Consider the following 23,324-nt stretch of genomic DNA (forward strand, 5'->3'; position numbering starts at 1 on the left):
TGCCGGATGAGGCATAGCGCCCCATGCAAAAAAATCCCCGCCGAAGCGGGGATTTTTATTACTGCAGGTCAAACCGATCCAAATCCATCACTTTCGCCCATGCGGCGATAAAGTCGCGGACGAACTTCTCGCTGGCATCGCTGCTGGCGTAAACCTCGGCCAACGCACGCAGAACGGCGTTAGATCCAAAGACCAGGTCGGCACGGGTTGCAGTGTATTTCTCGTCACCACTGGCACGATCGCTACCGGTAAACAGCTCGTTTGATGCATCGGTCGCTTTCCACTGGGTGTTCATGTCCAGCAGGTTCACGAAGAAATCGTTGCTCAGCACGCCCTCACGGTCGGTGAACACCCCATTCTTGCTGCCATCAAAGTTTGCCCCCAACACGCGCAGACCACCCACCAGCACCGTCAGCTCTGGCGCGGTCAGCGTCAGCTGCTGGGCTTTATCAATCAGCAGGGACTCAGTCGTCGACGTATCGACCTGCGCACGGTAGTTACGGAAACCATCGGCAATCGGCGCAAGCAGGTTGAACATCTCGATATCCGTTTGATCCTGACGCGCATCCACGCGGCCTGGCGTAAACGGTACGGTGATATAAACACCTGCGGCTTTCGCTGCTTTCTCGATACCAACCCCACCAGCCAGCACGATGATATCGGCCAGTGATGCTTTGTTGGTGGTACGCTGGATAGCCTCCAGAGCCGGTAATGCGCGAACGGCGGCAGCGTTAACGTCCCAGTCGCGCTGTGGAGCCAGCGCCAGACGCGCACCGTTAGCACCGCCACGCTTATCGCCACCACGGAAGGTCGATGCAGATGCCCACGCAACAGAAACCAGTTCGCTGACGGAGAGACCAGAGGCCGCGATTTCCGCTTTCAGGCGCTCAATATCTTCTTTCGATGGGGCGAACACTGGCTGCGGCAGCGGATCCTGCCAAATCAGATCTTCTTTCGGCACTTCCGGGCCAATGTAACGCGCTTTTGGCCCCATATCGCGGTGGGTCAGCTTGAACCATGCGCGAGCAAAAGCTTCGTTGAAGGCCTGCGGATCGTTCAGGAAGCGACGGGAGATTTTCTCGAATTCCGGGTCGAAACGCAGCGTCAGGTCGGTCACCAGCATGGTGGGTTTGCGTTTTTTCGACGGGTCGAACGGGTCAGGCATAATGTCTGGCGCATTCACGGCTTCAAACTGAATAGCACCTGCCGGGCTGCGGGTCTGCACCCACTCGTATTTGAACAGGTTCTCGAAGAAATAGTTGCTCCACTGGGTCGGGGTTTGCGACCAGATCACCTCCAGCCCGGAAGTGATGGCATCTGCGCCAGCGCCGGTACCGAGTGTGCTGGCCCAGCCCAGGCCCTGCGCTTCAATCGGCGCGGCTTCCGGATCGGCACCGACATGGGTCGCCTCACCTGCACCGTGGGTTTTACCGAGCGTATGGCCGCCCGCAATCAGCGCAACGGTTTCTTCGTCGTCCATGCCCATGTTGCCGAAGGTGGCGCGAATAGCCGCCGCCGCTGACAGCGGTTCACCGCTGGCATTAGGCCCTTCCGGGTTAACGTAAATCAGCCCCATTTCGGTGGCGGCCAGAGGACGCTTCGCCAGCGCTTCCGGGTCACGGTGGGTCAGCCAGGCTTTTTCGTCACCCCAGTTTACGTCCATATCCGGTTCCCAGACGTCTTCACGCCCGGCACCAAAACCAAAGGTGCGGAAGCCAGAGTTCTCCAGCGCTACGTTACCCGCGAGGATAAACAGGTCAGCCCAGGAGATTTTTTGTCCGTATTTTTGCTTGATAGGCCACAGCAGACGGCGGGCTTTATCCAGGCTTACGTTATCAGGCCAGGAGTTCAGCGGCGCAAAGCGCTGTTGACCGCGTCCGGCACCACCACGTCCGTCAACGGAGCGATAGGTACCTGCACCGTGCCAGGCCATACGGATAAACAGGCCAGCATAGCTGCCCCAGTCGGCAGGCCACCACGGTTGAGAGTCGGTTAAGAGTGCTTTGAGATCGCCCTTCAGGGCAGCGTAATCAAGTTTGCTGAAGGCTTTGCGGTAATCGAAGTCTTCACCCAGTGGGTTCGAACGGTTGGAGTGTTGGTTAAGAAGATCTACGCGGAGTTGTTTTGGCCACCAGTCGCGGCTTGAGGTTCCTGCCCCCGCGCTCTGGTCATGGCCGCCCTGATGGAACGGGCATTTGCCGATAGATGCCGCTTTATTGGTATCGTCTGACGTGCTCATCGCTATGCTCCCTTTTACAGTGTTACCGTTACGATATACGCCCTTATTGATAAGGTATAGTTGGGATGACCCACAGATTCGATAGATAATTCCGTTCAATTAACCATGTAAAAAACATGGGCTTTGTACGTCAAAGGCAGAATTGCTGATATGGCGGGAAAATAAAACCCTTAGAAATCAAAAAACCCTCCGGAGAGGGCTTTTGCTTGCTTACACGCCAGGTCGAACACCGAGCGTGTGGCAAATCGCGTAACTCATTTCCGCGCGGTTTAGCGTATAGAAGTGGAAATCCTTCACCCCTTCACGACTTAAAATTTTCACCATGTCCATCGCGATATTTGCGCCCACCAGCTTGCGTGTTTCCGGGTCATCGTCCAGTCCCTCGTACATTTTAGACATCCAGAGCGGAATGCGCACGTTGGTCATGTCAGCAAATTTCTTCGCCTGCCTGAAGTTAGACACCGGCAGAATGCCCGGAATAATTTCGACGTCGATGCCCGCAGAGACGCAGCGGTCGCGAAAACGCAGATAGCTTTCCACATCAAAGAAAAATTGCGTGATGGCACGGTTGGCACCGGCATCCACTTTACGCTTCAGGTTGAGCAGATCCGCCTGAGCGCTTTTCGCCTCCGGGTGAACTTCCGGGTAAGCGGCAACGGAGATATCGAAGTCCGCCACGTCTTTCAGCAGTGTCACCAGGTCAGCAGCATACATTTCCGGCTTACCGCTGCCCGGCGGCAGGTCACCGCGCAGGGCGACAATATGACGAATACCGTTGTTCCAGTAGTCCAGGGCAATGGCACGCAGTTCATCGCGGGTAGCGTCGATGCAGGTCAGGTGCGGAGCCGCTTCCAGACCGGTACGCTCTTTAATGCCTTTAATAATACTGTGCGTACGGTCGCGCTCACCGGAGTTGGCACCGTAGGTCACGGAGACAAACTTGGGTTTCAGGCTGCTCAGGCGATCGATAGAGCTCCACAGGGTTTGCTCCATTTCACTGGTGCGCGGCGGGAAAAATTCAAAAGAGACGTTAATCTGGCCGTTTACTTCGGCCAGGCTCTGATTCAGGGCTTCCCGCTGGTTGGCGTGAAAAAAGCTCATACCTTACCTCATCAATCGCGTGTCGTTGTGTGTTGTATTGCGAACTTCTATACGTTTAGACGTCCAGATGTAAAAATGACGGAAAAGCGGAGTGGCGTCAACAGAAATAATCACCAGGAATGGTGAGGAATGTTCAGGGAAGATGAGGGAAATTCATGATGGTGAGACATTCCCTCTCCCACTGGGAGAGGGAACAAGTGATATTACAGCAGCTTAGCCAGACGATTGATGTCGGACTGGATCGCTCCGGCGGTGACATCGCGCCCCGCTCCCGGGCCACGGATCACCAGCGGGTTATCACGGTACCAACGGCTTTCAATCGCAAAGACGTTATCACACGGCAGAAGTGCGGCCAGCGGGTGTTCTGGACGAACCGCCTCCACACCCACGCGCGCTTTGCCGTTTGCCTCAAAACGCGCCACATAGCGCAGCACCAGACCCATCTCACGTGCGGCTTCCAGACGCTGCACCATCTGGTCGTTCAGCTCATCACCATTCTCGAAGAAGTGATCGACAGATCCTTCCTCGCAGCCCGCAGGCACCAGCGACTCCATGCGAACAGCACCAGGCTCAATGTCATAGCCCGCTTCACGCGCGAGGATCACCAGCTTACGCATCACGTCTTTACCGGACAGGTCAACGCGTGGGTCGGGTTCGGTTAAACCTTGCTGCCACGCCTGATCCACCAGGTCGGTGAACGGGACGGTGCCATCGAACTGCAGGAACAGCCAGGAGAGCGTACCGGAGAAGATGCCGCTCAGCGCCAGAATGCTGTCACCGCTTTCAATCAAATCACGCACGGTATGGTTAACCGGCAGACCCGCGCCCACCGTGGCGTTATAGAGCCAGTGACGACCGGTTTTTTCAAACGCATCGTGGATCTGACGGTATTTATCCGTGCTGCTTGCACCCGCCAGCTTATTCGCGCTGATCACGTGGAACCCGTGGCTGGCGAAATCAAGGTACTGATCGGCAAGCTGTTCACTCGCCGTAACATCCAGCACGACCAGGTCGTCGTACGGGTGCGCGCGCATCCACAGGAACAGCGACTCTTCATCCTGCTCAACGGCTTCATCATTAAAGAATGCAAGCGCACGGCTGGCATCCAGACCTTCATAGTTCAGCAGGCTGCGACGACTGTCCACCACGCCCGCCAGCACAAACTCAAACCCGGTACGCGCCGAAAGCGTAATTTGCTCGCGCGCAAACAGCTCCAGCCAGCGGGAACCAATGTTACCTTTACCGAACAGCACCAGGCCGATACGTTTTTCCGCCCGGAACAGGGAAGTATGTAGCCCCTGGATCAGGCTCTCGGTTGGCCCTTTACGCAGAACGGCCACCAGGCTGATGCCCTCTTCCGACTGCCAGGTAAATTCAACTGGCTGGCCTTTCAGTTGCTGCCAGAAACGGTGGCAGTGCAGCGGGTTACGGGTGACGCCTGCGCCCACCATCGCTATCAGTGCCAGCCCCTGACGCAGACGAAGCTCGCCAGGCAAGCCCGCTTCATCAAGAATTTTCAGCGCGCTGTCCGCCACTTCAGCGGTGTAGCAGAACTGCAGCAGTTGGCGGTCATTGTGTACGCCAACGGCCAGCGGACGCACCTGCGCACGCTTCAGGATCAGGTCGATGTCTTTGTGCGCCAGCTTGAAGTCCTGGCCGGCAGGCACCTGGAACTCAATCAGGCAGATGTCGTCGTGGCTGGTGACGATACGCGCCCCGGTACCAGAAGCCAGCACGCGTTCAATGCGTGTGGAACCCTGATCCGGGGTGTAGCTACAGCGAAGCTGCAGGTCGATGTCACTACCGGATACCGGCTGCAGCGTACGGGCGTGCAGAACCGGTGCCGCCAGACGCGCCAGCTCACTGGCTTCGTCGAGACGCAGCAGCGGCAACAGGCAGGCATCTTTCACTTTACGCGGGTCAGCGCTGTAAACACCGGCCACGTCGCTCCAGATGGTGACGCGGGAAACCCCCGCCAGCGCACCGATTTGCGTCGCAGAGTAGTCAGAACCGTTACGCCCAAGCAGCACGGTTTCGCCTGCATTGCTGCGGCTGATAAACCCTGTCACCACAATGCGTTTGCCGGGGTGTTGCACCAGCAGCTGTTGCAGTAGCGGATAAGACAGCCCCTCATCGACCTGCGGCTGCGCGGCACGTTCGGCACGCAGGAAGTCACGCGCATCGAGCCAGGCGGCGTCCACACCAAGGTGTTGCAGCACGGCAGCCATCAGGCGCGCAGACCACACTTCACCGTGGCCGACCACTTCAGCATACACCGCATCGGTAATGCCGCTGTCCAGCAGTGCAGCCAGACGCTCAAGGTCATGAGTAAAGGCGCTAATCAGCCCGTCCGCCACGTCCGCTGGCAGCAAGCCGGCAATCAGCTCGCACTGGTAACGGCGTAATGACTGTTGCACCTGATGCGCAGAAAGGCGATCGGTCTGGCTCAATTTCAGCCAGCTAATCAACTGATTGGTGGTGCTGCCAGCCGCGGAGACAACCATCATGTCACCCGGCTGTGAATACTCTGTCATGATCCCTGCGACACGCAGGTAACACTTCACATCAGCAAGACTACTACCACCAAACTTGTGCAGTTGACGACCCTTCGCCCCTGCCTGCGCTATCACACTCATGATTACCCCTTGGCTGCGATCCGGAAGCCATTTTCCAGATCGGCAATTAAATCTTCAGAATCTTCAATACCGGTAGAGATACGCAGCAGCGTCTCAGAAATACCGGCGGCGGCACGTGCTTCTGGTGCCATACCTGCGTGCGTCATGGTCGCGGCGTGGGAGATTAAGCTTTCCACCCCACCTAAGGATTCCGCCAGCGTAAACAATGACAACCCGCTCAGGAAGCGACGCAGCGTTTGCTCGTCGCCATCCAGTTCAAAACTTAACATCGCACCAAATCCCTTCTGTTGGCGCGCGGCAATCTCATGTCCCTGATTTTCAGGCAACGACGGGTGATAAAGCTTCTTCACCAGCGGCTGCGTTTTCAGGAAATCGACAATTGCCTGAGCATTACGCTGCGCCGCTTCCATGCGCGGCGACAACGTACGAATACCGCGTAACAACAAATAGCTGTCGAAGGCACTTGCGGTGACGCCGATGTTATTGGCCCACCATGCCAGTTCGGTGACAACGTCGGGATCTTTGGCAATCACCACGCCCGCTACCACGTCAGAATGGCCGTTCAGATATTTAGTGCATGAATGCAATACCAGATCTGCACCCAGTGCAAGTGGGTTCTGAAGGGCCGGACTGAGGAAGGTATTATCCACTACACTTATCGCTCCTGCATCCCTTGCGAGCTGACAAATTTTCGCAATATCGACAACACGCAACAATGGATTGCTTGGACTTTCCACCAGCACCAGCTTCGGCTGCTCTGTCAGCGCCTGTTTCAGCGCCTGTTCGTCGTTTTGATCGACAAACAGCACGCGATAGCAGCCACGTTTTGCCAGGCTATCAAACAGACGATAGCTGCCGCCGTAGCAGTCATGCGGGGCAACCAGCAGGTCACCCGGTTTCAGGAACACCGTCGTCACCAGGTGAATGGCAGACATCCCCGTATTGGTTAACACTGCCCCTGCACCGCCTTCCAGCTCCGCCAGCGCGCGTTGGGTAACATCACGCGTAGGGTTACCACGACGCGAGTAGTCATGCGCACGGGGTTCATTAAATCCGGTGAAATTGTAAGTACTGGAAAGATGAATCGGCGGGACAACACAGCCGTACTGCTCGTCATCATTCAATCCGCTACGCACTGCGATGGTGGCCTGTTTACGCGTCATGGTGAAGGCTTCCTGGCTAATTAGGTGAAAAGTCAGGCACCAGAGTAAACACTGAAAGTATGGACGTCAATACATCTGGACATCTAAACTTCTTTGCGTATAGATTGAGCAATGCGCAAATAGCCGTTAAAATTATACGCTTTAGTGCACGCTACAGCGGCAATATCCGTGCCACGGTATCGTCTCTACGGTAAACTACGCAAGATTACGGTTCAAAACGGACGGTTACAGGTTTTGCACCTTTAGATTAATGACTGAGAGGATTAAAGGTATCTCATGGCTGAATGGAGCGGCGAATATATCAGCCCATACGCTGAGCACGGTAAGAAGAGTGAACAAGTAAAAAAAATTACGGTTTCCATTCCTCTGAAGGTGTTGAAGATCCTCACCGATGAACGCACGCGTCGTCAGGTGAACAACCTGCGTCACGCGACCAACAGCGAACTGCTGTGCGAAGCGTTTCTGCATGCATTTACCGGCCAACCGTTGCCGAACGATGACGATCTGCGCAAAGAGCGTAGTGATGAAATCCCGGAAGAGGCAAAGGTGATCATGCGTGAACTGGGTATCGACCCGGATACGTGGGAATACTGAGAAGCAGATACAAAAAAGGCACCTTGCGGTGCCTTTTTTTCGGGAAACTTATTTCGCGCCCGGGATGCTGAAACGCTTGTTGAAGCGGTCAACACGGCCACCGGTTGCAACATCACGCTGCTTACCAGTGTAGAACGGGTGGCATTTGCCGCACACGTCCAGGTTCAGATCGTGACCCACGGTGGAGCGGATCTGGATAGAGTTACCGCAAGAGCAGTTTGCAGTAATCATTTCGTATTTAGGGTGAATATCTTTTTTCATGGGAGAACCTCAGTTAAGGCCGCGTCGCTCTTCCAGCCCTAACGCCAGACACCACGCGATGTTAATAGTATAGGTTTTGACGCTGCATAAAGCGCATCAAAGGCGGCGAATCATACAGAATTTGACCACCGTATGCAAACTGATCCGCACGCTGCTTTCACTAATGTGTATACTAACGCGCCACTTTTCAAGTCAGGAAGATTCGATGCCCGTCGCTCACGTTGCCCTGCCCGTTCCGCTTCCCCGCACCTTTGACTATCTGCTGCCCGACAGCATGAGCGCCAAAGCTGGCTGTCGCGTGACCGTGCCGTTTGGCAAACAGCAGCGCGTGGGGATTGTGGTTTCCGTCAGCGACAAGAGTGAGTTACCGCTTAATGAACTGAAGGCAGTTGTTGAGGTGCTGGACAGCGAGCCGGTTTTCTCCACCAGTACCTGGCGACTGCTGCTGTGGGCAGCGGATTACTATCACCATCCGATTGGCGATGTCCTGTTCCATGCGCTGCCCATTTTGCTGCGCCAGGGTAAGAGCGCCAGCCATGCGCCAATGTGGTACTGGTTTGCCACCGAGCAGGGGCAGGCCGTGGACATCAACAGCCTGAAGCGCTCGCAGAAACAACAGCAGGCGCTGGCAGCGCTGCGCCAGGGGAAAATCTGGCGGTATCAGGTCAACGAGCTTGAAGTCAGTGAAACCGCGCTGCAGGCATTAAGGAAGAAAGGGCTGAGTGAACTGGGTAGCGAAGCCCCCGCCCTTTACGACTGGCGAAACAACTTTTCTGTATCCGGTGACCGTCTGCGCCTGAATACCGAGCAGGCCACCGCCGTGGGAGCCATTCACAGCGCCTCCGATCATTTCTCCGCCTGGCTGCTCGCCGGCGTCACCGGCTCAGGTAAAACCGAAGTTTACCTGAGCGTGCTGGAAAATGTGCTCGCCCAGGGCAAACAGGCGCTGGTGATGGTGCCGGAGATCGGCCTGACGCCACAAACCATCGCCCGCTTCCGCGAACGTTTCAATGCCCCCGTTGAAGTTCTGCACTCTGGTCTGAACGACAGCGAGCGTCTCAGCGCCTGGTTGAAAGCCAAAAACGGCGAAGCGGCGATTGTGATTGGCACCCGTTCGTCACTGTTTACGCCATTTAAAAACCTCGGCGTCATCGTGATAGATGAAGAACACGACAGTTCCTATAAACAGCAGGAGGGCTGGCGCTATCATGCCCGCGATCTGGCTGTGTATCGCGCCCATAGTGAGCAAATCCCTATTATTCTGGGTTCCGCCACCCCGGCACTTGAAACATTGCACAATGTTCGTCAGCGCAAATACCATATGCTGCGCCTGACGCGTCGCGCGGGGAATGCGCGCCCGGCCATTCAGCATGTTCTGGATCTGAAAGGCCAGCAGGTTCAGGCGGGGTTAGCACCTGCGCTAATCACCCGCATACGCCAGCATTTACAGGCGGGCAACCAGGTCATTTTATTTCTTAACCGCCGCGGATTTGCCCCGGCACTGCTCTGCCACGACTGCGGCTGGATAGCAGAATGCCCGCGCTGTGACCACTACTACACCTTCCATCAGGCCCAGCGGCATTTGCGCTGCCATCACTGCGACAGCCAGCGCCCGGTACCGCACCAGTGTCCGTCGTGCGGTTCAACGCATATTGTGCCGGTCGGTCTGGGGACGGAGCAGCTGGAACAGGCGCTTACGCCCTTCTTTCCTGACGTTCCCATTTCGCGTATCGACCGGGACACCACCAGCCGCAAAGGTGCGCTGGAACAACAGTTAGCCGAAGTGCATCGCGGTGGCGCGCGCATCCTCATTGGTACCCAGATGCTGGCCAAAGGGCACCACTTCCCGGACGTCACGCTGGTCGCCCTGCTGGACGTGGACGGAGCACTGTTCTCCGCAGATTTCCGTTCAGCCGAACGCTTTGCCCAGCTTTATACCCAGGTTGCCGGACGTGCCGGACGCGCCGGAAAGCAAGGCGAAGTGGTACTGCAAACGCACCATCCCGAGCATCCGCTACTGCAAACCTTACTGCATAAAGGTTATGACGCATTCGCTGAACAGGCACTTGCTGAACGCCAGACAATGCAGCTTCCCCCGTGGACCAGCCACGTCATCATCCGGGCTGAAGACCATAACAACCAGCAGGCTCCTCTTTTCCTGCAGCAATTGAGAAATCTCCTGCAGGCCAGCCCGCTGGTGGATAATCAGCTGTGGATTTTAGGCCCGGTTCCTGCACTGGCTCCTAAACGCGGCGGACGTTTTCGCTGGCAGATTTTGCTCCAGCACCCTTCACGTATCCGCTTACAACATATCGTCAGCGGCACGCTGGCACTGATCAACACACTGCCGGAAGCACGGAAAGTGAAGTGGGTTCTCGACGTCGATCCGATTGAAAGCTGAAGACGGATCGAAAAAATTTAATACTCCTCACACTTTTTATGAAAATTCTGTAACCGATTCCATTAACAATCTGTAAAAATGGAGACGTCAGAAGTTCGGTGTTCAGGCGAGGAGAAGACGTTGAAGTCCAGGAAAGAGGTTGCTACTGCGACCATGAAAGACGTTGCCCAAAAAGCGAAAGTCTCTACGGCAACAGTGTCCCGCGCATTAATGAACCCGGACAAAGTCTCCCAGGCAACCCGCAACCGGGTGGAACAGGCGGCGCTGGAAGTGGGGTATTTCCCGCAGGCGATGGGGCGTAACGTTAAGCGCAATGAATCGCGCACCATTCTGGTGATTGTGCCGGACATTTGCGATCCCTTCTTCAGCGAGATTATTCGCGGTATCGAAGTGACGGCGGCTGAGCAAGGTTATCTGGTGCTGATTGGCGACTGTGCCCACCAGAACCAGCAGGAAAAAACCTTTATCGACCTCATCATCACCAAACAGATCGACGGCATGCTGCTGCTCGGCTCTCGTTTGCCGTTTGATGCCAGTATTGAAGAACAGCGTAATTTACCGCCGATGGTGATGGCCAACGAATTCGCGCCAGAGTTGGAACTGCCGACCGTTCATATCGATAACCTGACCGCCGCATTCAACGCCGTGAACTATCTCCAGGAGCTGGGGCATAAGCGTATTGGCTGCATTGCCGGGCCGGAAGAGATGCCGCTGTGTCACTACCGCCTGCAGGGCTACGTTCAGGCGCTACGCCGCACGGGCGTCACTGTCGATCCACACTACATCGCGCGTGGCGATTTCACCTTTGAAGCCGGTGGACAAGCGCTGGAAAAACTTCTGGCACTGCCTGAACCGCCTACTGCCGTGTTCTGTCACAGTGACGTGATGGCACTGGGTGCATTATCGTATGCCAAACGTCGCGGCCTGCGCATACCAAAAGATTTATCGATTATTGGTTTCGATAATATTTCGCTTTCAGAATTTTGCGATCCACCGCTCTCAACCGTCTCGCAGCCACGCTATGACATTGGTCGTGAAGCTATGCTTCTTTTGCTGGATCAACTGCATGGTCAGGCAGTTAGCAGCGGCTCACGGTTGCTGGACTGCGAACTGATTGTTCGTGGCACGACTCAGGCATTGACTTAAAGTAAATGCCTTTAGGACACCCTTATCTGGTCAAAGCCCCGCCGCTTAAGTAACATGGCGGGCTGACGAACGAATAAATACAGCGAAACGATAGTGGCACAACGAGATTATGTACGTCGCGGCCAGCCGGCACCTTCGCGACGCAAAAAGAGTAGCTCAAGGAACAAGCAACGTAACCTGCCTGCTGTCTCGCCAGCAATGGTCGCTATTGCTGCGGCTGTACTGGTGGCCTTTATTGGCGGTCTGTACTTTATTACTCACCATAAAAAAGAAGAGTCTGAGGCCCTTCAGGGCAACAAGGTTGCCGGGAATGGTCTGCCGCCAAAACCGGAAGAGCGCTGGCGTTATATTAAAGAGCTGGAAAGCCGCCAGCCAGGCGTTCGCGCACCGACTGAACCGTCCGCCGGTGGTGAAGTGGTGAACCCCAACCAGCTCACCGACGAACAGCGCCAACTGTTGGCACAAATGCAGGCCGATATGCGCCAGCAACCTACGCAGTTGAACGAAGTGCCGTGGAACGAACAAACGCCGGAGCAGCGTCAGCAAACGCTGCAGCGACGTCAGGCCCAGCAACAGATTCAACAACAGCAGTTGGCGCAAACTCAGCCAGTACAGCAGCCTCGTACGCAGCCGCGAGTGACGGAACAACCGTACCAGCAGCCGCAACAACAGACGCGTACGGTGCAGTCGCAGCCTGTTCAACAGCAGCCAAAGACTCAGCCGCAAAAGCAAACGGCTCAGCCTTATCAGGATCTGTTGCAAACACCTGCGCATACCACCGCGCAACAGCCGAAAACGCAGCAGGCCGCACCGGTCACCAAAGAGACCGAAGCGCCGAAGCAAACGGCTGAGAAGAAAGACGAACGTCGCTGGATGGTTCAGTGTGGCTCGTTTAAAGGTGCAGAACAGGCCGAAACGGTACGTGCTCAGCTGGCGTTTGAAGGCTTTGATTCCCGCATAACCACCAACAATGGCTGGAATCGCGTGGTGATTGGCCCGGTCAAAGGCAAAGAAAATGCGGATGGCACGATCTCTCGTCTGAAGATGGCAGGTCACACAAACTGCATTCGACTCGCCTCCGGGGGTTGAAACCCCCAAAATCCCCCCCATCTATCATTCTATTCAGCCCTGAGCACTGGCTCAGGGCTTCTGTTTCCCGATTCTGTAACCAGGGGGTCTGCTCGTGACAACAATTGTAAGTGTACGCCGTAACGGCCAGGTGGTGATTGCCGGTGATGGCCAGGCCACGCTGGGTAATACCGTCATGAAAGGCAACGTGAAAAAAGTCCGTCGTTTATATAACGACAAAGTGATCGCCGGTTTTGCGGGCGGCACGGCTGATGCCTTCACGCTGTTTGAACTGTTTGAACGTAAACTGGAAATGCACCAGGGTCATCTGGTGAAAGCCGCCGTTGAGCTGGCGAAAGACTGGCGTACCGATCGTATGCTGCGCAAGCTCGAAGCGCTGCTGGCCGTGGCCGATGAAACTGCCTCACTGATTATCACCGGTAACGGTGACGTTATTCAGCCGGAAAACGACCTGATTGCCATCGGCTCTGGCGGCCCTTATGCCCAGGCTGCGGCCCGTGCGCTGTTGGAAAATACCGACATGAACGCGCGTGATATCGCAGTGAAAGCGTTGGATATTGCAGGAGATATCTGCATCTATACCAACCACAACCACACCATCGAAGAATTACCGTCTAAAGCGTAAGGATCTCCCATGTCTGAAATGACCCCACGCGAAATTGTCAGCGAACTGAACAAACACATTATTGGCCAGGATAACGCTAAGCGTTCTGTGGCCATCGCCCTGCGTAACCGCTGGCGTCGTATGCAGCTTGATGAAGAGCTGCGCCACGAAGTCACACCGAAAAACATTCTGATGATCGGCCCGACCGGTGTCGGTAAAACCGAAATCGCCCGTCGTCTGGCGAAACTGGCTAACGCACCCTTCATCAAAGTTGAAGCCACCAAGTTCACCGAAGTGGGCTATGTGGGTAAAGAAGTGGACTCCATCATCCGCGATCTGACCGATTCCGCGATCAAGATGGTGCGTGTCCAGGCTATCGAGAAAAACCGCTTCCGCGCCGAAGAGATGGCCGAAGAGCGTATTCTCGACGTGCTGATCCCGCCAGCAAAAAACAACTGGGGCCAGGCTGAACAGCAGTCTGAACCTTCGGCGGCGCGTCAGGCTTTCCGCAAAAAACTGCGTGAAGGTCAGCTGGACGACAAAGAGATTGAGATCGATCTCGCTGCTGCGCCAATGGGTGTGGAAATCATGGCTCCTCCGGGCATGGAAGAGATGACCAGCCAGCTGCAGTCCATGTTCCAGAACCTGGGTGGCCAGAAGCAGAAAGCGCGTAAGCTGAAAATCAAAGAAGCGATGAAGCTGCTGATTGAAGAAGAAGCGGCGAAGCTGGTGAACCCGGAAGAGCTGAAGCAAGATGCTATCGATGCGGTTGAGCAGCACGGTATCGTGTTTATCGACGAAATCGACAAGATCTGTAAGCGCGGCAACGCGTCCGGCCCGGACGTCTCCCGCGAAGGCGTACAGCGCGACCTGCTGCCGCTGGTTGAAGGCTGCACCGTCTCCACCAAGCACGGTATGGTGAAAACGGACCACATCCTGTTTATCGCTTCCGGTGCGTTCCAGATTGCCAGCCCGTCTGACCTGATCCCGGAACTGCAGGGTCGTCTGCCGATCCGCGTTGAACTTCAGGCGCTGACCACCGAAGATTTCGAACGTATCCTGACCGAGCCAAACGCGTCGGTGACCGTACAGTACAAAGCACTGATGGCCACCGAAGGCGTGAATATCGACTTTACCGAGGACGGTATCAAACGTATCGCCCAGGCCGCATGGCAGGTCAACGAAACCACCGAGAACATTGGTGCGCGTCGTCTGCACACGGTGCTGGAACGCCTGATGGAAGATATCTCTTATGATGCGAGCGACCTTAACGGTCAAAGCATTACCATTGACGCAGAGTATGTGGGTAAACACCTGGATGCGTTAGTGGCAGATGAAGATCTGAGCCGTTTTATCCTATAATCGCGGTTACTGCATTCTCATCACTGTTAATGGGGCTGAAAAGCCCCATTTTTATTGGCTAAATAACTATGACTGATATCAGCCGTACTCAGGCGTGGCTCGAAAGTCTGCGCCCTAAAACCCTTCCTCTGGCCTTTGCCGCAATCATTGTCGGCACTGCCCTTGCCTGGTGGCAGGGCCATTTCGATCCGCTGGTTGCCTTGCTTGCACTTGTTACTGCTGGTTTGCTGCAAATTCTCTCTAATCTCGCCAACGACTATGGTGATGCAGAGAAAGGCAGCGATAAACCCGACCGTATCGGGCCGCTGCGCGGAATGCAGAAAGGGGTGATTACCCAGCCGCAGATGAAACGTGCGCTGATTATCACCGTCGTGCTGATTTGCCTGTCCGGTCTGGCGCTGGTGTCTGTTGCCTGTAAAACAACGGCTGATTTCATTGGCTTTATGGTGCTGGGTGTGCTCGCGATTATCGCGGCCATTACCTACACCGTCGGTACGCGCCCTTACGGTTATATCGGCCTGGGTGATATCTCTGTGCTGGTATTCTTCGGCTGGCTGAGCGTGATGGGCAGCGGGTACTTACAGGCACATATGCTCATCCCTGCCCTGTTCCTGCCGGCGACCGCCTGCGGTCTGCTGGCTACTGCGGTACTCAACATCAACAACCTGCGCGATATCGACAGCGACCGCGAGAACGGCAAAAACACGCTGGCAGTCCGTCTGGGGCCGGTTAACGCCCGCCGTTATCATGCGTGTCTGTTGATTGGCGCGCTGGTCTGCCTGGCCCTGTTTAACCTGATCTCCCTGCACAGCCTGTGGGGCTGGCTGTTCGTGCTCGCTGCGCCGATGCTGGTGAAACAGGCTCGCTTTGTGATGCGGGAACTTAGCCCGACGGCAATGCCCCCCATGCTGGAACGCACGGTAAAAGGTGCATTGCTGACTAACCTGTTGTTCGTGCTAGGGATTGTTTTAAGCCAGATACTGAGTTAACTGACAAATATCAATTAACAATTGATGATTTTGCCAACAACGCGTTTCGCACGATATACTGAACACATTCGCAGCAACAGAGCGGTAACCCTATGAAATACGATACCTCCGAGCTTTGTGACATCTACCAGGAAGATGTCAACGTCGTTGAACCGCTGTTCTCCAACTTTGGTGGGCGGTCGTCGTTTGGCGGGCAAATCATCACGGTGAAATGTTTCGAGGATAACGGGTTGCTGTACGATCTGCTCGAACAGAATGGCCGTGGCCGTATCCTGCTGGTCGATGGCGGCGGTTCCGTGCGCCGGGCCCTCATCGACGCCGATCTTGCCCGTCTTGCCATGCAAAACGAGTGGGAAGGCATTGTGGTTTACGGTGCAGTACGCCAGGTCGATGACCTGGAAGAGCTGGATCTCGGCATTCAGGCCATCGCAGCCATACCGGTAGGTGCGGCAGGTGAAGGCATCGGCGAAAGCGACGTGCGCGTGAATTTCGGCGGCGTGACCTTCTTCTCCGGCGACCACCTCTATGCCGATAACACCGGCATTATCCTTTCGGAAGATCCGCTGGATATTGAGTAATACCGTTGTTTTACCGCGATTTTGCGTGAACCATAAAAAAGCCGGGTGGCGTCAACGCTTTACCCGGCTTATTTTCATCTGTATTTCCCGAGAGAAATCAGACTTCTTCCATACGCCCAAGCAGCGCCTGCAGGCGATCCTGCCAGCCGTTCTGCTGTTCACGCAGCTGGTTGTTTTCGCGCTCCAGTTCTTCGCGACCGTGCTGAGCGGTCTGAACTTCCTGCGCCAGGCTGTTATTCTTCTCTTTCAGCTCTTCAATTTCCATTTGCAGCAGCGTGATGGTGTCAATCGCCTGCTGTACTTTCGATTCCAGTTTCTCAAACACTTCTAAAGACATGATGCTACCTCTCCTGAATTGCAAGGCGACGCTTTAACGTAAACGCGCACGACATATACCAACGATTGTATGGAGCACGGCGCTCTGTGTCCAGCAACACACCGCGCAGATCGCGGTTTGCAACACTTTTCGGCCTCGTCCTGGTGCGTTCGCGTCATATACCCCTAAATTGTTAAGCCTTTCGTTAATGAAATGATTCAGCTCACATTCCGTACTGATGCAAAAACGCGCTTTATGGCGCGAAAACGCTCATTTTATTGACGCAGACCACACATTTTAATTTCGATATTTCTCGTTTTTGCTCGTTAACGATAAATTAACACTATGTCTACAGGACATCGTGGCTGTCACGGGCGGCCATGCTAACAATAAACATCAATTTCTTCAGGATTCCGATTATGAGTCAGACATCAACCTTAAAAGGCCAGTGCATCGCCGAGTTCCTTGGTACCGGGTTGTTGATATTCTTCGGAGTGGGCTGTGTCGCTGCACTGAAAGTGGCGGGTGCCAGTTTTGGTCAGTGGGAAATCAGTATCATCTGGGGTCTGGGTGTGGCAATGGCCATTTACCTGACCGCAGGCGTTTCTGGTGCACATCTTAACCCGGCGGTAACCATCGCACTGTGGCTGTTCGCGTGCTTTGACGGACGCAAAGTTGTTCCGTTCATCATTTCTCAATTTGCCGGCGCGTTTTGTGCAGCGGCGTTAGTTTACGGGCTTTATTACAATCTTTTCATCGACTTCGAGCAAGCACATCATATGGTGCGCGGCAGTGTCGAAAGTATTGATCTCGCAGGTATCTTCTCAACGTATCCAAACCCGCATATCAATTTTGTGCAGGCGTTCGCAGTTGAAACAGTGATTACCGCTATCCTGATGGGCGTTATCCTGGCGCTGACTGACGATGGTAACGGCATTCCGCGTGGCCCGCTGGCTCCGCTGCTGATTGGCCTGCTGATTGCCGTGATTGGCGCATCAATGGGCCCACTGACCGGTTTCGCCATGAACCCGGCGCGTGATATCGGGCCAAAAGCCTTCGCCTTTATCGCAGGCTGGGGCGACGTAGCCTTCACCGGTGGCAAAGACATTCCTTACTTCCTGGTACCGCTGTTTGCGCCGGTTGTCGGGGCTGCGCTGGGTGCGTTTAGCTACCGCAAATTAATTGGTCGCCACTTACCGTGCGACACCTGTGTGGAAGAGGAGAAGGAAACAACTTCTGCCGCACAACAAAAAGCTTCGCTGTAATCTGACTACGGGACACATACCATGACCGAAAAAAAATATATCGTTGCGCTCGACCAGGGCACTACCAGCTCCCGCGCTGTCGTAATGGATCATGACGCGAATATCGTCAGCGTGTCACAGCGCGAATTTGAGCAAATTTATCCTCGCCCAGGCTGGGTAGAACACGACCCAATGGAGATCTGGGCGTCACAAAGCTCTACGCTGGTCGAAGTGCTGGCAAAAGCCGATATCAGTTCCGACGAGATTGCCGCCATTGGTATTACCAACCAGCGTGAAACAACCGTGGTCTGGGAACGTGAAACTGGTAAGCCTATTTACAATGCTATCGTCTGGCAGTGCCGTCGTACTGCGGAAATTTGTGAGCAGCTAAAACGCGACGGCATGGAAGAGTACGTGCGTAGCGCAACCGGTCTGGTGGTTGACCCGTATTTCTCCGGCACCAAAGTGAAGTGGATCCTCGACCACGTGGAAGGTTCACGCGAACGAGCAAAACGCGGCGAGCTGCTGTTCGGTACCGTCGATACCTGGCTTATCTGGAAGATGACCCAGGGACGCGTCCACGTGACCGACTACACCAACGCCTCGCGTACCATGCTTTTCAACATCAATACCCTTGAGTGGGATGACAAGATGCTGGACGCGCTGGACATTCCACGCGCCATGCTGCCAGAAGTGCGTAAGTCTTCTGAAGTGTACGGTCAGACCAACATCGGTGGTAAAGGCGGTACCCGTATTCCTATCGCCGGTATCGCCGGTGACCAGCAGGCGGCGCTGTTCGGCCAGCTGTGCGTCAAGGAAGGGATGGCGAAAAACACCTACGGCACAGGCTGCTTCATGCTGATGAACACCGGCGAGAAAGCGGTGAAATCAGAGAACGGTCTGCTGACCACCATCGCCTGCGGCCCACGCGGTGAAGTGAACTACGCTCTGGAAGGTGCGGTGTTCATGGCGGGTGCATCCATTCAGTGGCTGCGTGACGAGATGAAGCTTATCAGCGATGCATTCGACTCTGAATACTTCGCCACCAAAGTGAAAGATACCAACGGTGTATACGTGGTACCTGCGTTCACGGGTCTGGGCGCACCTTACTGGGATCCGTATGCTCGCGGCGCGATTTTCGGCCTGACGCGTGGTGTGAACTCTAACCACATCATTCGCGCCACGCTGGAATCCATTGCCTACCAGACACGTGATGTTCTGGAAGCCATGCAGGCTGACTCCGGTATCCGTCTGCACGCTCTGCGCGTGGATGGCGGTGCGGTAGCCAACAACTTCCTGATGCAGTTCCAGGCCGACATTCTGGGTACCCGCGTAGAGCGCCCGGAAGTACGCGAAGTTACCGCGCTGGGTGCGGCTTACCTTGCCGGTCTGGCCGTGGGCTTCTGGCAGAACCTGGACGAGCTGCAGGAAAAAGCGGTAATCGAACGCGAATTCCGCCCTGGCATCGAAACCACCGAGCGTAACGTCCGCTATAACGGCTGGAAGAAAGCGGTGAAACGCGCCCTGGCGTGGGAAGATCACGAAGAGTAATTTACCCCCACCTAACCTTCTCCCCACAGGGGAGAGGGTTACCCAAACCGCACCCAACGCCACTCTGTGATAAACTTCGTGCAATTCCTTTTGACTGCACGAGTACCTCATGAAACGTGAACTTGCTATCGAATTTTCCCGCGTGACCGAAGCGGCCGCGCTGGCGGGCTATAAATGGCTGGGTCGTGGCGACAAAAACACCGCTGACGGCGCGGCTGTCCATGCCATGCGCATTGTGCTTAACCAGGTCAACATCGACGGCACCATCGTGATTGGCGAGGGCGAGATCGACGAAGCGCCCATGCTCTACATCGGTGAAAAAGTTGGTACGGGCAAAGGTGATGCCGTGGATATCGCCGTCGACCCGATCGAAGGGACCCGCATGACGGCAATGGGCCAGGCCAACGCGCTGGCGGTACTGGCGGTGGGTGACAAAGGCTGTTTCCTCAACGCACCCGATATGTACATGGAAAAGCTGATTGTCGGCCCTGGCGCGAAAGGCGCTATCGACCTCAGCCTGCCGCTGGAAGAGAACCTGCGCAATATAGCCAAAGCGCTGGGTAAACCGCTTAGCGAGTTGACCGTAACGATTCTGGCGAAACCGCGCCATGACGCGACCATTGCGCAGATGCAAAAGCTTGGCGTGCGCGTATTTGCCATCCCGGACGGTGACGTGGCCGCCTCTATTCTGACCTGTATGCCAGACAGCGAAGTGGACGTGCTTTACGGTATCGGCGGTGCACCGGAAGGTGTGGTTTCTGCTGCGGTGATCCGCGCGCTGGACGGCGATATGCAGGCGCGACTGCTGCCGCGTCATGAAGTCAAAGGCGACAGCGCAGAGAACCGCCGTATCGGCGAAGACGAGCTGGCACGCTGTGAAGCAATGGGCATCGAAGCCAATAAAGTCCTCGCTCTGGACGAAATGGCGCGCAGCGATAACGTTATTTTCTCCGCCACCGGTATCACCAAAGGCGATCTGCTGGACGGTATCACCCGCAAGGGCAACATGGCGACCACCGAAACGCTGCTGATCCGCGGTAAGTCGCGCACCATTCGCCGTATACAGTCTATCCACTATCTCGATCGCAAAGACCCGGACGTACAGACCCACATTCTGTAAAACCGTTTGATCGATAGAGCTTTCCGGCCCATATGGGCTGGAAATCTTCACCACAAGTACGGAAGATAGAACAGAGATACAGCACAGGAGAAGATCATGGCGGACTGGGTAACAGGTAAAATCACAAAGATACAATTCTGGACCGATGCGCTATTTAGTCTCACCGTGCATGCTCCCGTCCACCCGTTTACCGCCGGACAATTCGCAAAGCTGGGGCTGGATGTCGACGGCGAGCGCGTGCAACGCGCCTACTCTTACGTCAACGCACCCGACAATCCAGATCTCGAGTTTTATCTTGTCACCGTCCCGGACGGTAAGCTCAGCCCGCGCCTGGCGGCACTTAAACCCGGCGATGATGTGCAGATTGTGAGTGAAGCGGCAGGTTTCTTTGTGCTGGATGAAATCCCGGACTGCGATACCCTCTGGATGCTGGCAACCGGCACCGCTATCGGCCCTTACCTTTCTATCCTGCAGTATGGCAAAGACCTTGAGCGCTTCAAAAACATCGTGCTGGTTCACGCCGCGCGCTATGCTGCCGACCTAAGCTATCTGCCACAGATGCAGGCGCTGGAACAACAGTATGGCGGGAAATTGAAAATTCAGACCGTCGTCAGCCGGGAAACCGCAGCAGGTTCGCTGACGGGTCGTGTACCGGCGTTGATTGAGAGTGGTGCACTGGAAGCGGCGGTGGGCTTGCCGATGAATACCGAAACCAGCCACGTCATGCTGTGCGGTAACCCGCAGATGGTTCGGGACACGCAGCAGCTCCTGAAAGAGACCCGGCAGATGACAAAACATCTTCGCCGTCGACCGGGCCATATGACCGCCGAACACTACTGGTGATCAGCGGTACTTCACCTCAAGGGTATCTTTACCGTATTTGTTCTCGCTCTGGGTGCCGATAAACGCGCCCAGATCGACAACCATCATCACAAAGATAATGGTCGGCAGTAGCCTGCCCACCACCCAGGGGAGGATGGACGGAAGCATCGACCAGTTCCCCGCCACCAGCATCCACGCCACAATAATCAGAAATGCCCACGCACCGGAACGACCGCGATCGTGCAGGCGTTTCACCACCACAGCGGCTGTTGGCCACAACAGGCACACCAACGCAAATGCCGCCGTCTGCGTACTCAGCCACGCGTTATAGGCAATGAAAAAAAGGAGCAACATGGCGACAATCCACGTCACCATCCAGATCCAGAAATCACGGCGTCCAATACGCCCTTTGAATGAAAACAACCACTGCTGTATGGTCATGTAAGGTTCCTTATTATCGTATGGTGCGCATTTTACCCTGGAGTTGTGACCTTTTGACAAGCCGACCAGATATCGATTTAATCATGAGCCATTACGGCCAGGGGCAATATTGATGAAAAGTTCGGTACATTCTCTTTTGCTGTGTTTCGCCATGCTGAGCGCTGGCTTTTCCCTGCATGCTGCCGAAACATCTGCCCCAACGACTGCGCCCTACCTGTTGGCAGGAGCACCGTCATTTGATCAATCCATCAGCCAGTTTCGCGAAGCCTTTAATCAGGCCAACCCAAAGCTGCCACTGGATGAATTTCGCTCTATTGATAGCGCCCGCGATACCCCCACTCTGACTCGTGCTGCCAGCAAGATTAACGAGAATTTATACGCGTCTACTGCGCTGGAGCGCGGGACGCTAAAAATCAAAAGCATGCAGATAACCTGGTTACCGATTCAGGGGCCGGAGCAAAAAGCCGCGAAGGCGAAAGCACTCGAGTACATGAGCGCGGTTTTGCAGGTCTTTACGCCCGCGCTAACGAAAGCACAAAGTCAGCAAAAGCTGCAAAAACTCCTGACCGCCGGTAAAAACAAGCGCTACTACACCGATACCGAAGGTGCTATTCGCTATGTTGTGGCAGATAACGGCGAAAAGGGACTGACCTTCGCAGTTGAACCGATTAAGCTGGCACTATCAGACTCACTCGGAGGGGCGAATTAATGACAAAAAGCAAAGCCTTTCAGGGGAAAATCTCTATACTGATTCACAGACCATGCTGCCCGTCAGGGTGGCCATATTCCTTAATTCGCTTATTTAGCGTGGAGAATTGAAATGCGACATCCTTTAGTGATGGGTAACTGGAAACTGAACGGCAGCCGCCACATGGTAAACGAACTGGTTGCGAACCTGCGTAAAGAGCTGGCTGGCGTGACGGGCTGTGCGGTTGCCATCGCTCCGCCGGATATGTACCTGGATCTGGCTAAACACGCCGCTGACGGCAGCCACATCGTTCTGGGTGCTCAGAACGTTGACGTTAACCTGTCTGGTGCGTTCACCGGTGAAACCTCCGCTGAAATGCTGAAAGATATCGGTGCGAAATACATCATCATCGGCCACTCTGAGCGTCGCACCTATCACAAAGAATCCGACGAATTCATCGCGAAGAAATTCGCTGTGCTGAAAGAACAGGGTTTGATCCCGGTTCTGTGCATCGGTGAAACCGAAGCAGAAAACGAAGCCGGTAAAACGGAAGAAGTTTGTGCACGTCAGATCGACGCCGTGCTGAAAACTCAGGGCGCGGCAGCGTTCGAAGGCGCAGTTATCGCTTACGAACCAGTCTGGGCTATCGGTACCGGCAAATCAGCAACCCCAGCGCAGGCTCAGGCGGTTCACAAATTCATCCGTGACCACATCGCTAAAGCAGACGCAAAAGTGGCTGAGCAGGTTATCATCCAGTACGGCGGTTCTGTAAACGCAGCTAACGCTGCTGAGCTGTTCACCCAGCCAGACATCGACGGCGCACTGGTTGGCGGCGCATCCCTGAAAGCTGACGCTTTCGCGGTGATCGTTAAAGCGGCAGAAGCGGCTAAACAGGCTTAATCGCCTTTGCGGCGGGTGGCGCTTCGCTAACCCGCCCTACAGGATCGCAGGCCCGGTAAGCGTTAGCGCCACCGGGCTT

General features: G+C 55.3%; 21 protein-coding genes. 14 read left to right on the forward strand and 7 right to left on the reverse strand.

Translation table 11 applies throughout. The annotated features are described in order from the left end of the window. Positions 1-58: 58 nt before the first annotated feature. The 4 genes from katG to metB form a co-directional block, all read right to left on the reverse strand. Positions 59-2,239 carry a catalase/peroxidase HPI gene (gene katG / locus ACJ9N4_RS14975; RefSeq protein WP_182273277.1) on the reverse strand — a complete coding sequence of 727 codons (2,181 nt, stop codon included), beginning with the start codon at positions 2,237-2,239 and terminating at the stop codon, positions 59-61. A 210-nt stretch (positions 2,240-2,449) separates the two neighbouring features. Next, positions 2,450-3,340: a methylenetetrahydrofolate reductase gene (metF, locus tag ACJ9N4_RS14980; RefSeq protein ID WP_411500596.1), complete on the reverse strand. Its 891-nt coding sequence runs from the start codon at positions 3,338-3,340 to the stop codon at positions 2,450-2,452. 203 nt (positions 3,341-3,543) lie between these two features. Then, complete coding sequence (locus ACJ9N4_RS14985; protein ID WP_411500597.1) at positions 3,544-5,976, reverse strand: bifunctional aspartate kinase/homoserine dehydrogenase II; 2,433 nt, start codon at positions 5,974-5,976, stop codon at positions 3,544-3,546. 2 nt (positions 5,977-5,978) lie between these two features. After that, on the reverse strand, positions 5,979-7,139 hold the full coding sequence (gene metB / locus ACJ9N4_RS14990) for a cystathionine gamma-synthase (protein ID WP_182273274.1): 1,161 nt from the start codon (positions 7,137-7,139) through the stop codon (positions 5,979-5,981). Between the two features lie 276 nt (positions 7,140-7,415). Between metB and metJ the strand changes: the two genes are divergently transcribed. Further along, positions 7,416-7,733 (forward strand): met regulon transcriptional regulator MetJ, encoded by a 318-nt coding sequence (metJ, locus tag ACJ9N4_RS14995; RefSeq protein WP_006179183.1) that lies wholly within the window; start codon positions 7,416-7,418, stop codon positions 7,731-7,733. A gap of 48 nt (positions 7,734-7,781) precedes the next feature. On the opposite strand, the gene rpmE is transcribed toward metJ, so the two are convergent. After that, on the reverse strand, positions 7,782-7,994 hold the full coding sequence (gene rpmE / locus ACJ9N4_RS15000; RefSeq protein WP_003862040.1) for a 50S ribosomal protein L31: 213 nt from the start codon (positions 7,992-7,994) through the stop codon (positions 7,782-7,784). 205 nt (positions 7,995-8,199) lie between these two features. On the opposite strand from rpmE, the gene priA reads away from it, so the two are divergent. From priA to rraA, 7 genes are all read left to right on the forward strand, one after another. After that, positions 8,200-10,395: a primosomal protein N' gene (gene priA / locus ACJ9N4_RS15005; protein WP_411500598.1), complete on the forward strand. Its 2,196-nt coding sequence runs from the start codon at positions 8,200-8,202 to the stop codon at positions 10,393-10,395. A 120-nt stretch (positions 10,396-10,515) separates the two neighbouring features. Next, positions 10,516-11,541, forward strand: coding sequence for a DNA-binding transcriptional regulator CytR (gene cytR, locus ACJ9N4_RS15010; RefSeq protein ID WP_182273272.1), 1,026 nt, complete (start codon positions 10,516-10,518; stop codon positions 11,539-11,541). Between the two features lie 93 nt (positions 11,542-11,634). After that, positions 11,635-12,630, forward strand: coding sequence for a cell division protein FtsN (gene ftsN, locus ACJ9N4_RS15015; protein WP_182273271.1), 996 nt, complete (start codon positions 11,635-11,637; stop codon positions 12,628-12,630). Between the two features lie 94 nt (positions 12,631-12,724). Then, complete coding sequence (hslV, locus tag ACJ9N4_RS15020) at positions 12,725-13,255, forward strand: ATP-dependent protease subunit HslV (RefSeq protein WP_182273270.1); 531 nt, start codon at positions 12,725-12,727, stop codon at positions 13,253-13,255. Between the two features lie 9 nt (positions 13,256-13,264). Next, on the forward strand, positions 13,265-14,596 hold the full coding sequence (hslU, locus tag ACJ9N4_RS15025) for an HslU--HslV peptidase ATPase subunit (RefSeq protein WP_182273269.1): 1,332 nt from the start codon (positions 13,265-13,267) through the stop codon (positions 14,594-14,596). Positions 14,597-14,658: 62 nt separating this feature from the next. Beyond that, entirely contained in the window at positions 14,659-15,585 is a 927-nt protein-coding gene (gene menA / locus ACJ9N4_RS15030; protein WP_182920084.1) for a 1,4-dihydroxy-2-naphthoate polyprenyltransferase, read from the forward strand. Between the two features lie 92 nt (positions 15,586-15,677). Continuing rightward, positions 15,678-16,163 (forward strand): ribonuclease E activity regulator RraA, encoded by a 486-nt coding sequence (gene rraA / locus ACJ9N4_RS15035; protein WP_182273268.1) that lies wholly within the window; start codon positions 15,678-15,680, stop codon positions 16,161-16,163. A gap of 97 nt (positions 16,164-16,260) precedes the next feature. On the opposite strand, the gene zapB is transcribed toward rraA, so the two are convergent. Then, entirely contained in the window at positions 16,261-16,500 is a 240-nt protein-coding gene (gene zapB, locus ACJ9N4_RS15040; protein ID WP_014072349.1) for a septal ring assembly protein ZapB, read from the reverse strand. A 398-nt stretch (positions 16,501-16,898) separates the two neighbouring features. Between zapB and ACJ9N4_RS15045 the strand changes: the two genes are divergently transcribed. The 4 genes from ACJ9N4_RS15045 (at position 16,899) to fpr (ending at position 21,237) form a co-directional block, all read left to right on the forward strand. Continuing rightward, entirely contained in the window at positions 16,899-17,744 is an 846-nt protein-coding gene (locus tag ACJ9N4_RS15045) for an MIP/aquaporin family protein (RefSeq protein ID WP_182273266.1), read from the forward strand. Positions 17,745-17,765: 21 nt separating this feature from the next. After that, a complete protein-coding gene (gene glpK, locus ACJ9N4_RS15050; protein ID WP_182273265.1) occupies positions 17,766-19,274 on the forward strand; it encodes a glycerol kinase GlpK in 1,509 nt (502 codons plus the stop codon). 109 nt (positions 19,275-19,383) lie between these two features. After that, positions 19,384-20,394 carry a class II fructose-bisphosphatase gene (glpX, locus tag ACJ9N4_RS15055; RefSeq protein ID WP_182919134.1) on the forward strand — a complete coding sequence of 337 codons (1,011 nt, stop codon included), beginning with the start codon at positions 19,384-19,386 and terminating at the stop codon, positions 20,392-20,394. 96 nt (positions 20,395-20,490) lie between these two features. Continuing rightward, a complete protein-coding gene (gene fpr / locus ACJ9N4_RS15060; RefSeq protein ID WP_182273263.1) occupies positions 20,491-21,237 on the forward strand; it encodes a ferredoxin--NADP(+) reductase in 747 nt (248 codons plus the stop codon). Here the strand turns inward: fpr and ACJ9N4_RS15065 are convergent, their stop codons facing one another. After that, the gene (locus ACJ9N4_RS15065; protein WP_182273262.1) at positions 21,238-21,657 is read right to left on the reverse strand and encodes a DUF805 domain-containing protein; all 420 of its coding nucleotides are present in this window, start codon (positions 21,655-21,657) and stop codon (positions 21,238-21,240) included. Between the two features lie 112 nt (positions 21,658-21,769). On the opposite strand from ACJ9N4_RS15065, the gene ACJ9N4_RS15070 reads away from it, so the two are divergent. Together ACJ9N4_RS15070 and tpiA are read left to right on the forward strand one after the other, a co-directional pair. Further along, positions 21,770-22,366: a DUF1454 family protein gene (locus tag ACJ9N4_RS15070; RefSeq protein ID WP_182273261.1), complete on the forward strand. Its 597-nt coding sequence runs from the start codon at positions 21,770-21,772 to the stop codon at positions 22,364-22,366. A gap of 111 nt (positions 22,367-22,477) precedes the next feature. Continuing rightward, positions 22,478-23,245 carry a triose-phosphate isomerase gene (gene tpiA / locus ACJ9N4_RS15075; protein WP_010436926.1) on the forward strand — a complete coding sequence of 256 codons (768 nt, stop codon included), beginning with the start codon at positions 22,478-22,480 and terminating at the stop codon, positions 23,243-23,245. Positions 23,246-23,324: the final 79 nt, after the last annotated feature.

Source organism: Enterobacter sp. LM3 (assembly GCF_046622475.1).
In the GTDB taxonomy this organism is placed as follows: Bacteria; Pseudomonadota; Gammaproteobacteria; order Enterobacterales; family Enterobacteriaceae; genus Enterobacter; species Enterobacter cloacae_P.

Bases quoted from the DNA above. Each gene is read 5' to 3' on its own strand.
- ACJ9N4_RS14985 (WP_411500597.1), bottom strand. From the start codon at position 5,976: ATGAGTGTGATAGCGCAGGCAGGGGCGAAGGGTCGTCAACTGCACAAG.
- metF (WP_411500596.1), bottom strand. From the start codon at position 3,340: ATGAGCTTTTTTCACGCCAACCAGCGGGAAGCCCTGAATCAGAGCCTG.
- ACJ9N4_RS15045 (WP_182273266.1), top strand. From the start codon at position 16,899: ATGAGTCAGACATCAACCTTAAAAGGCCAGTGCATCGCCGAGTTCCTT.
- fpr (WP_182273263.1), top strand. From the start codon at position 20,491: ATGGCGGACTGGGTAACAGGTAAAATCACAAAGATACAATTCTGGACC.
- hslU (WP_182273269.1), top strand. From the start codon at position 13,265: ATGTCTGAAATGACCCCACGCGAAATTGTCAGCGAACTGAACAAACAC.
- glpK (WP_182273265.1), top strand. From the start codon at position 17,766: ATGACCGAAAAAAAATATATCGTTGCGCTCGACCAGGGCACTACCAGC.
- glpX (WP_182919134.1), top strand. From the start codon at position 19,384: ATGAAACGTGAACTTGCTATCGAATTTTCCCGCGTGACCGAAGCGGCC.
- rpmE (WP_003862040.1), bottom strand. From the start codon at position 7,994: ATGAAAAAAGATATTCACCCTAAATACGAAATGATTACTGCAAACTGC.
- tpiA (WP_010436926.1), top strand. From the start codon at position 22,478: ATGCGACATCCTTTAGTGATGGGTAACTGGAAACTGAACGGCAGCCGC.
- ACJ9N4_RS15065 (WP_182273262.1), bottom strand. From the start codon at position 21,657: ATGACCATACAGCAGTGGTTGTTTTCATTCAAAGGGCGTATTGGACGC.
- rraA (WP_182273268.1), top strand. From the start codon at position 15,678: ATGAAATACGATACCTCCGAGCTTTGTGACATCTACCAGGAAGATGTC.
- metJ (WP_006179183.1), top strand. From the start codon at position 7,416: ATGGCTGAATGGAGCGGCGAATATATCAGCCCATACGCTGAGCACGGT.
- metB (WP_182273274.1), bottom strand. From the start codon at position 7,139: ATGACGCGTAAACAGGCCACCATCGCAGTGCGTAGCGGATTGAATGAT.
- ACJ9N4_RS15070 (WP_182273261.1), top strand. From the start codon at position 21,770: ATGAAAAGTTCGGTACATTCTCTTTTGCTGTGTTTCGCCATGCTGAGC.
- katG (WP_182273277.1), bottom strand. From the start codon at position 2,239: ATGAGCACGTCAGACGATACCAATAAAGCGGCATCTATCGGCAAATGC.
- zapB (WP_014072349.1), bottom strand. From the start codon at position 16,500: ATGTCTTTAGAAGTGTTTGAGAAACTGGAATCGAAAGTACAGCAGGCG.
- priA (WP_411500598.1), top strand. From the start codon at position 8,200: ATGCCCGTCGCTCACGTTGCCCTGCCCGTTCCGCTTCCCCGCACCTTT.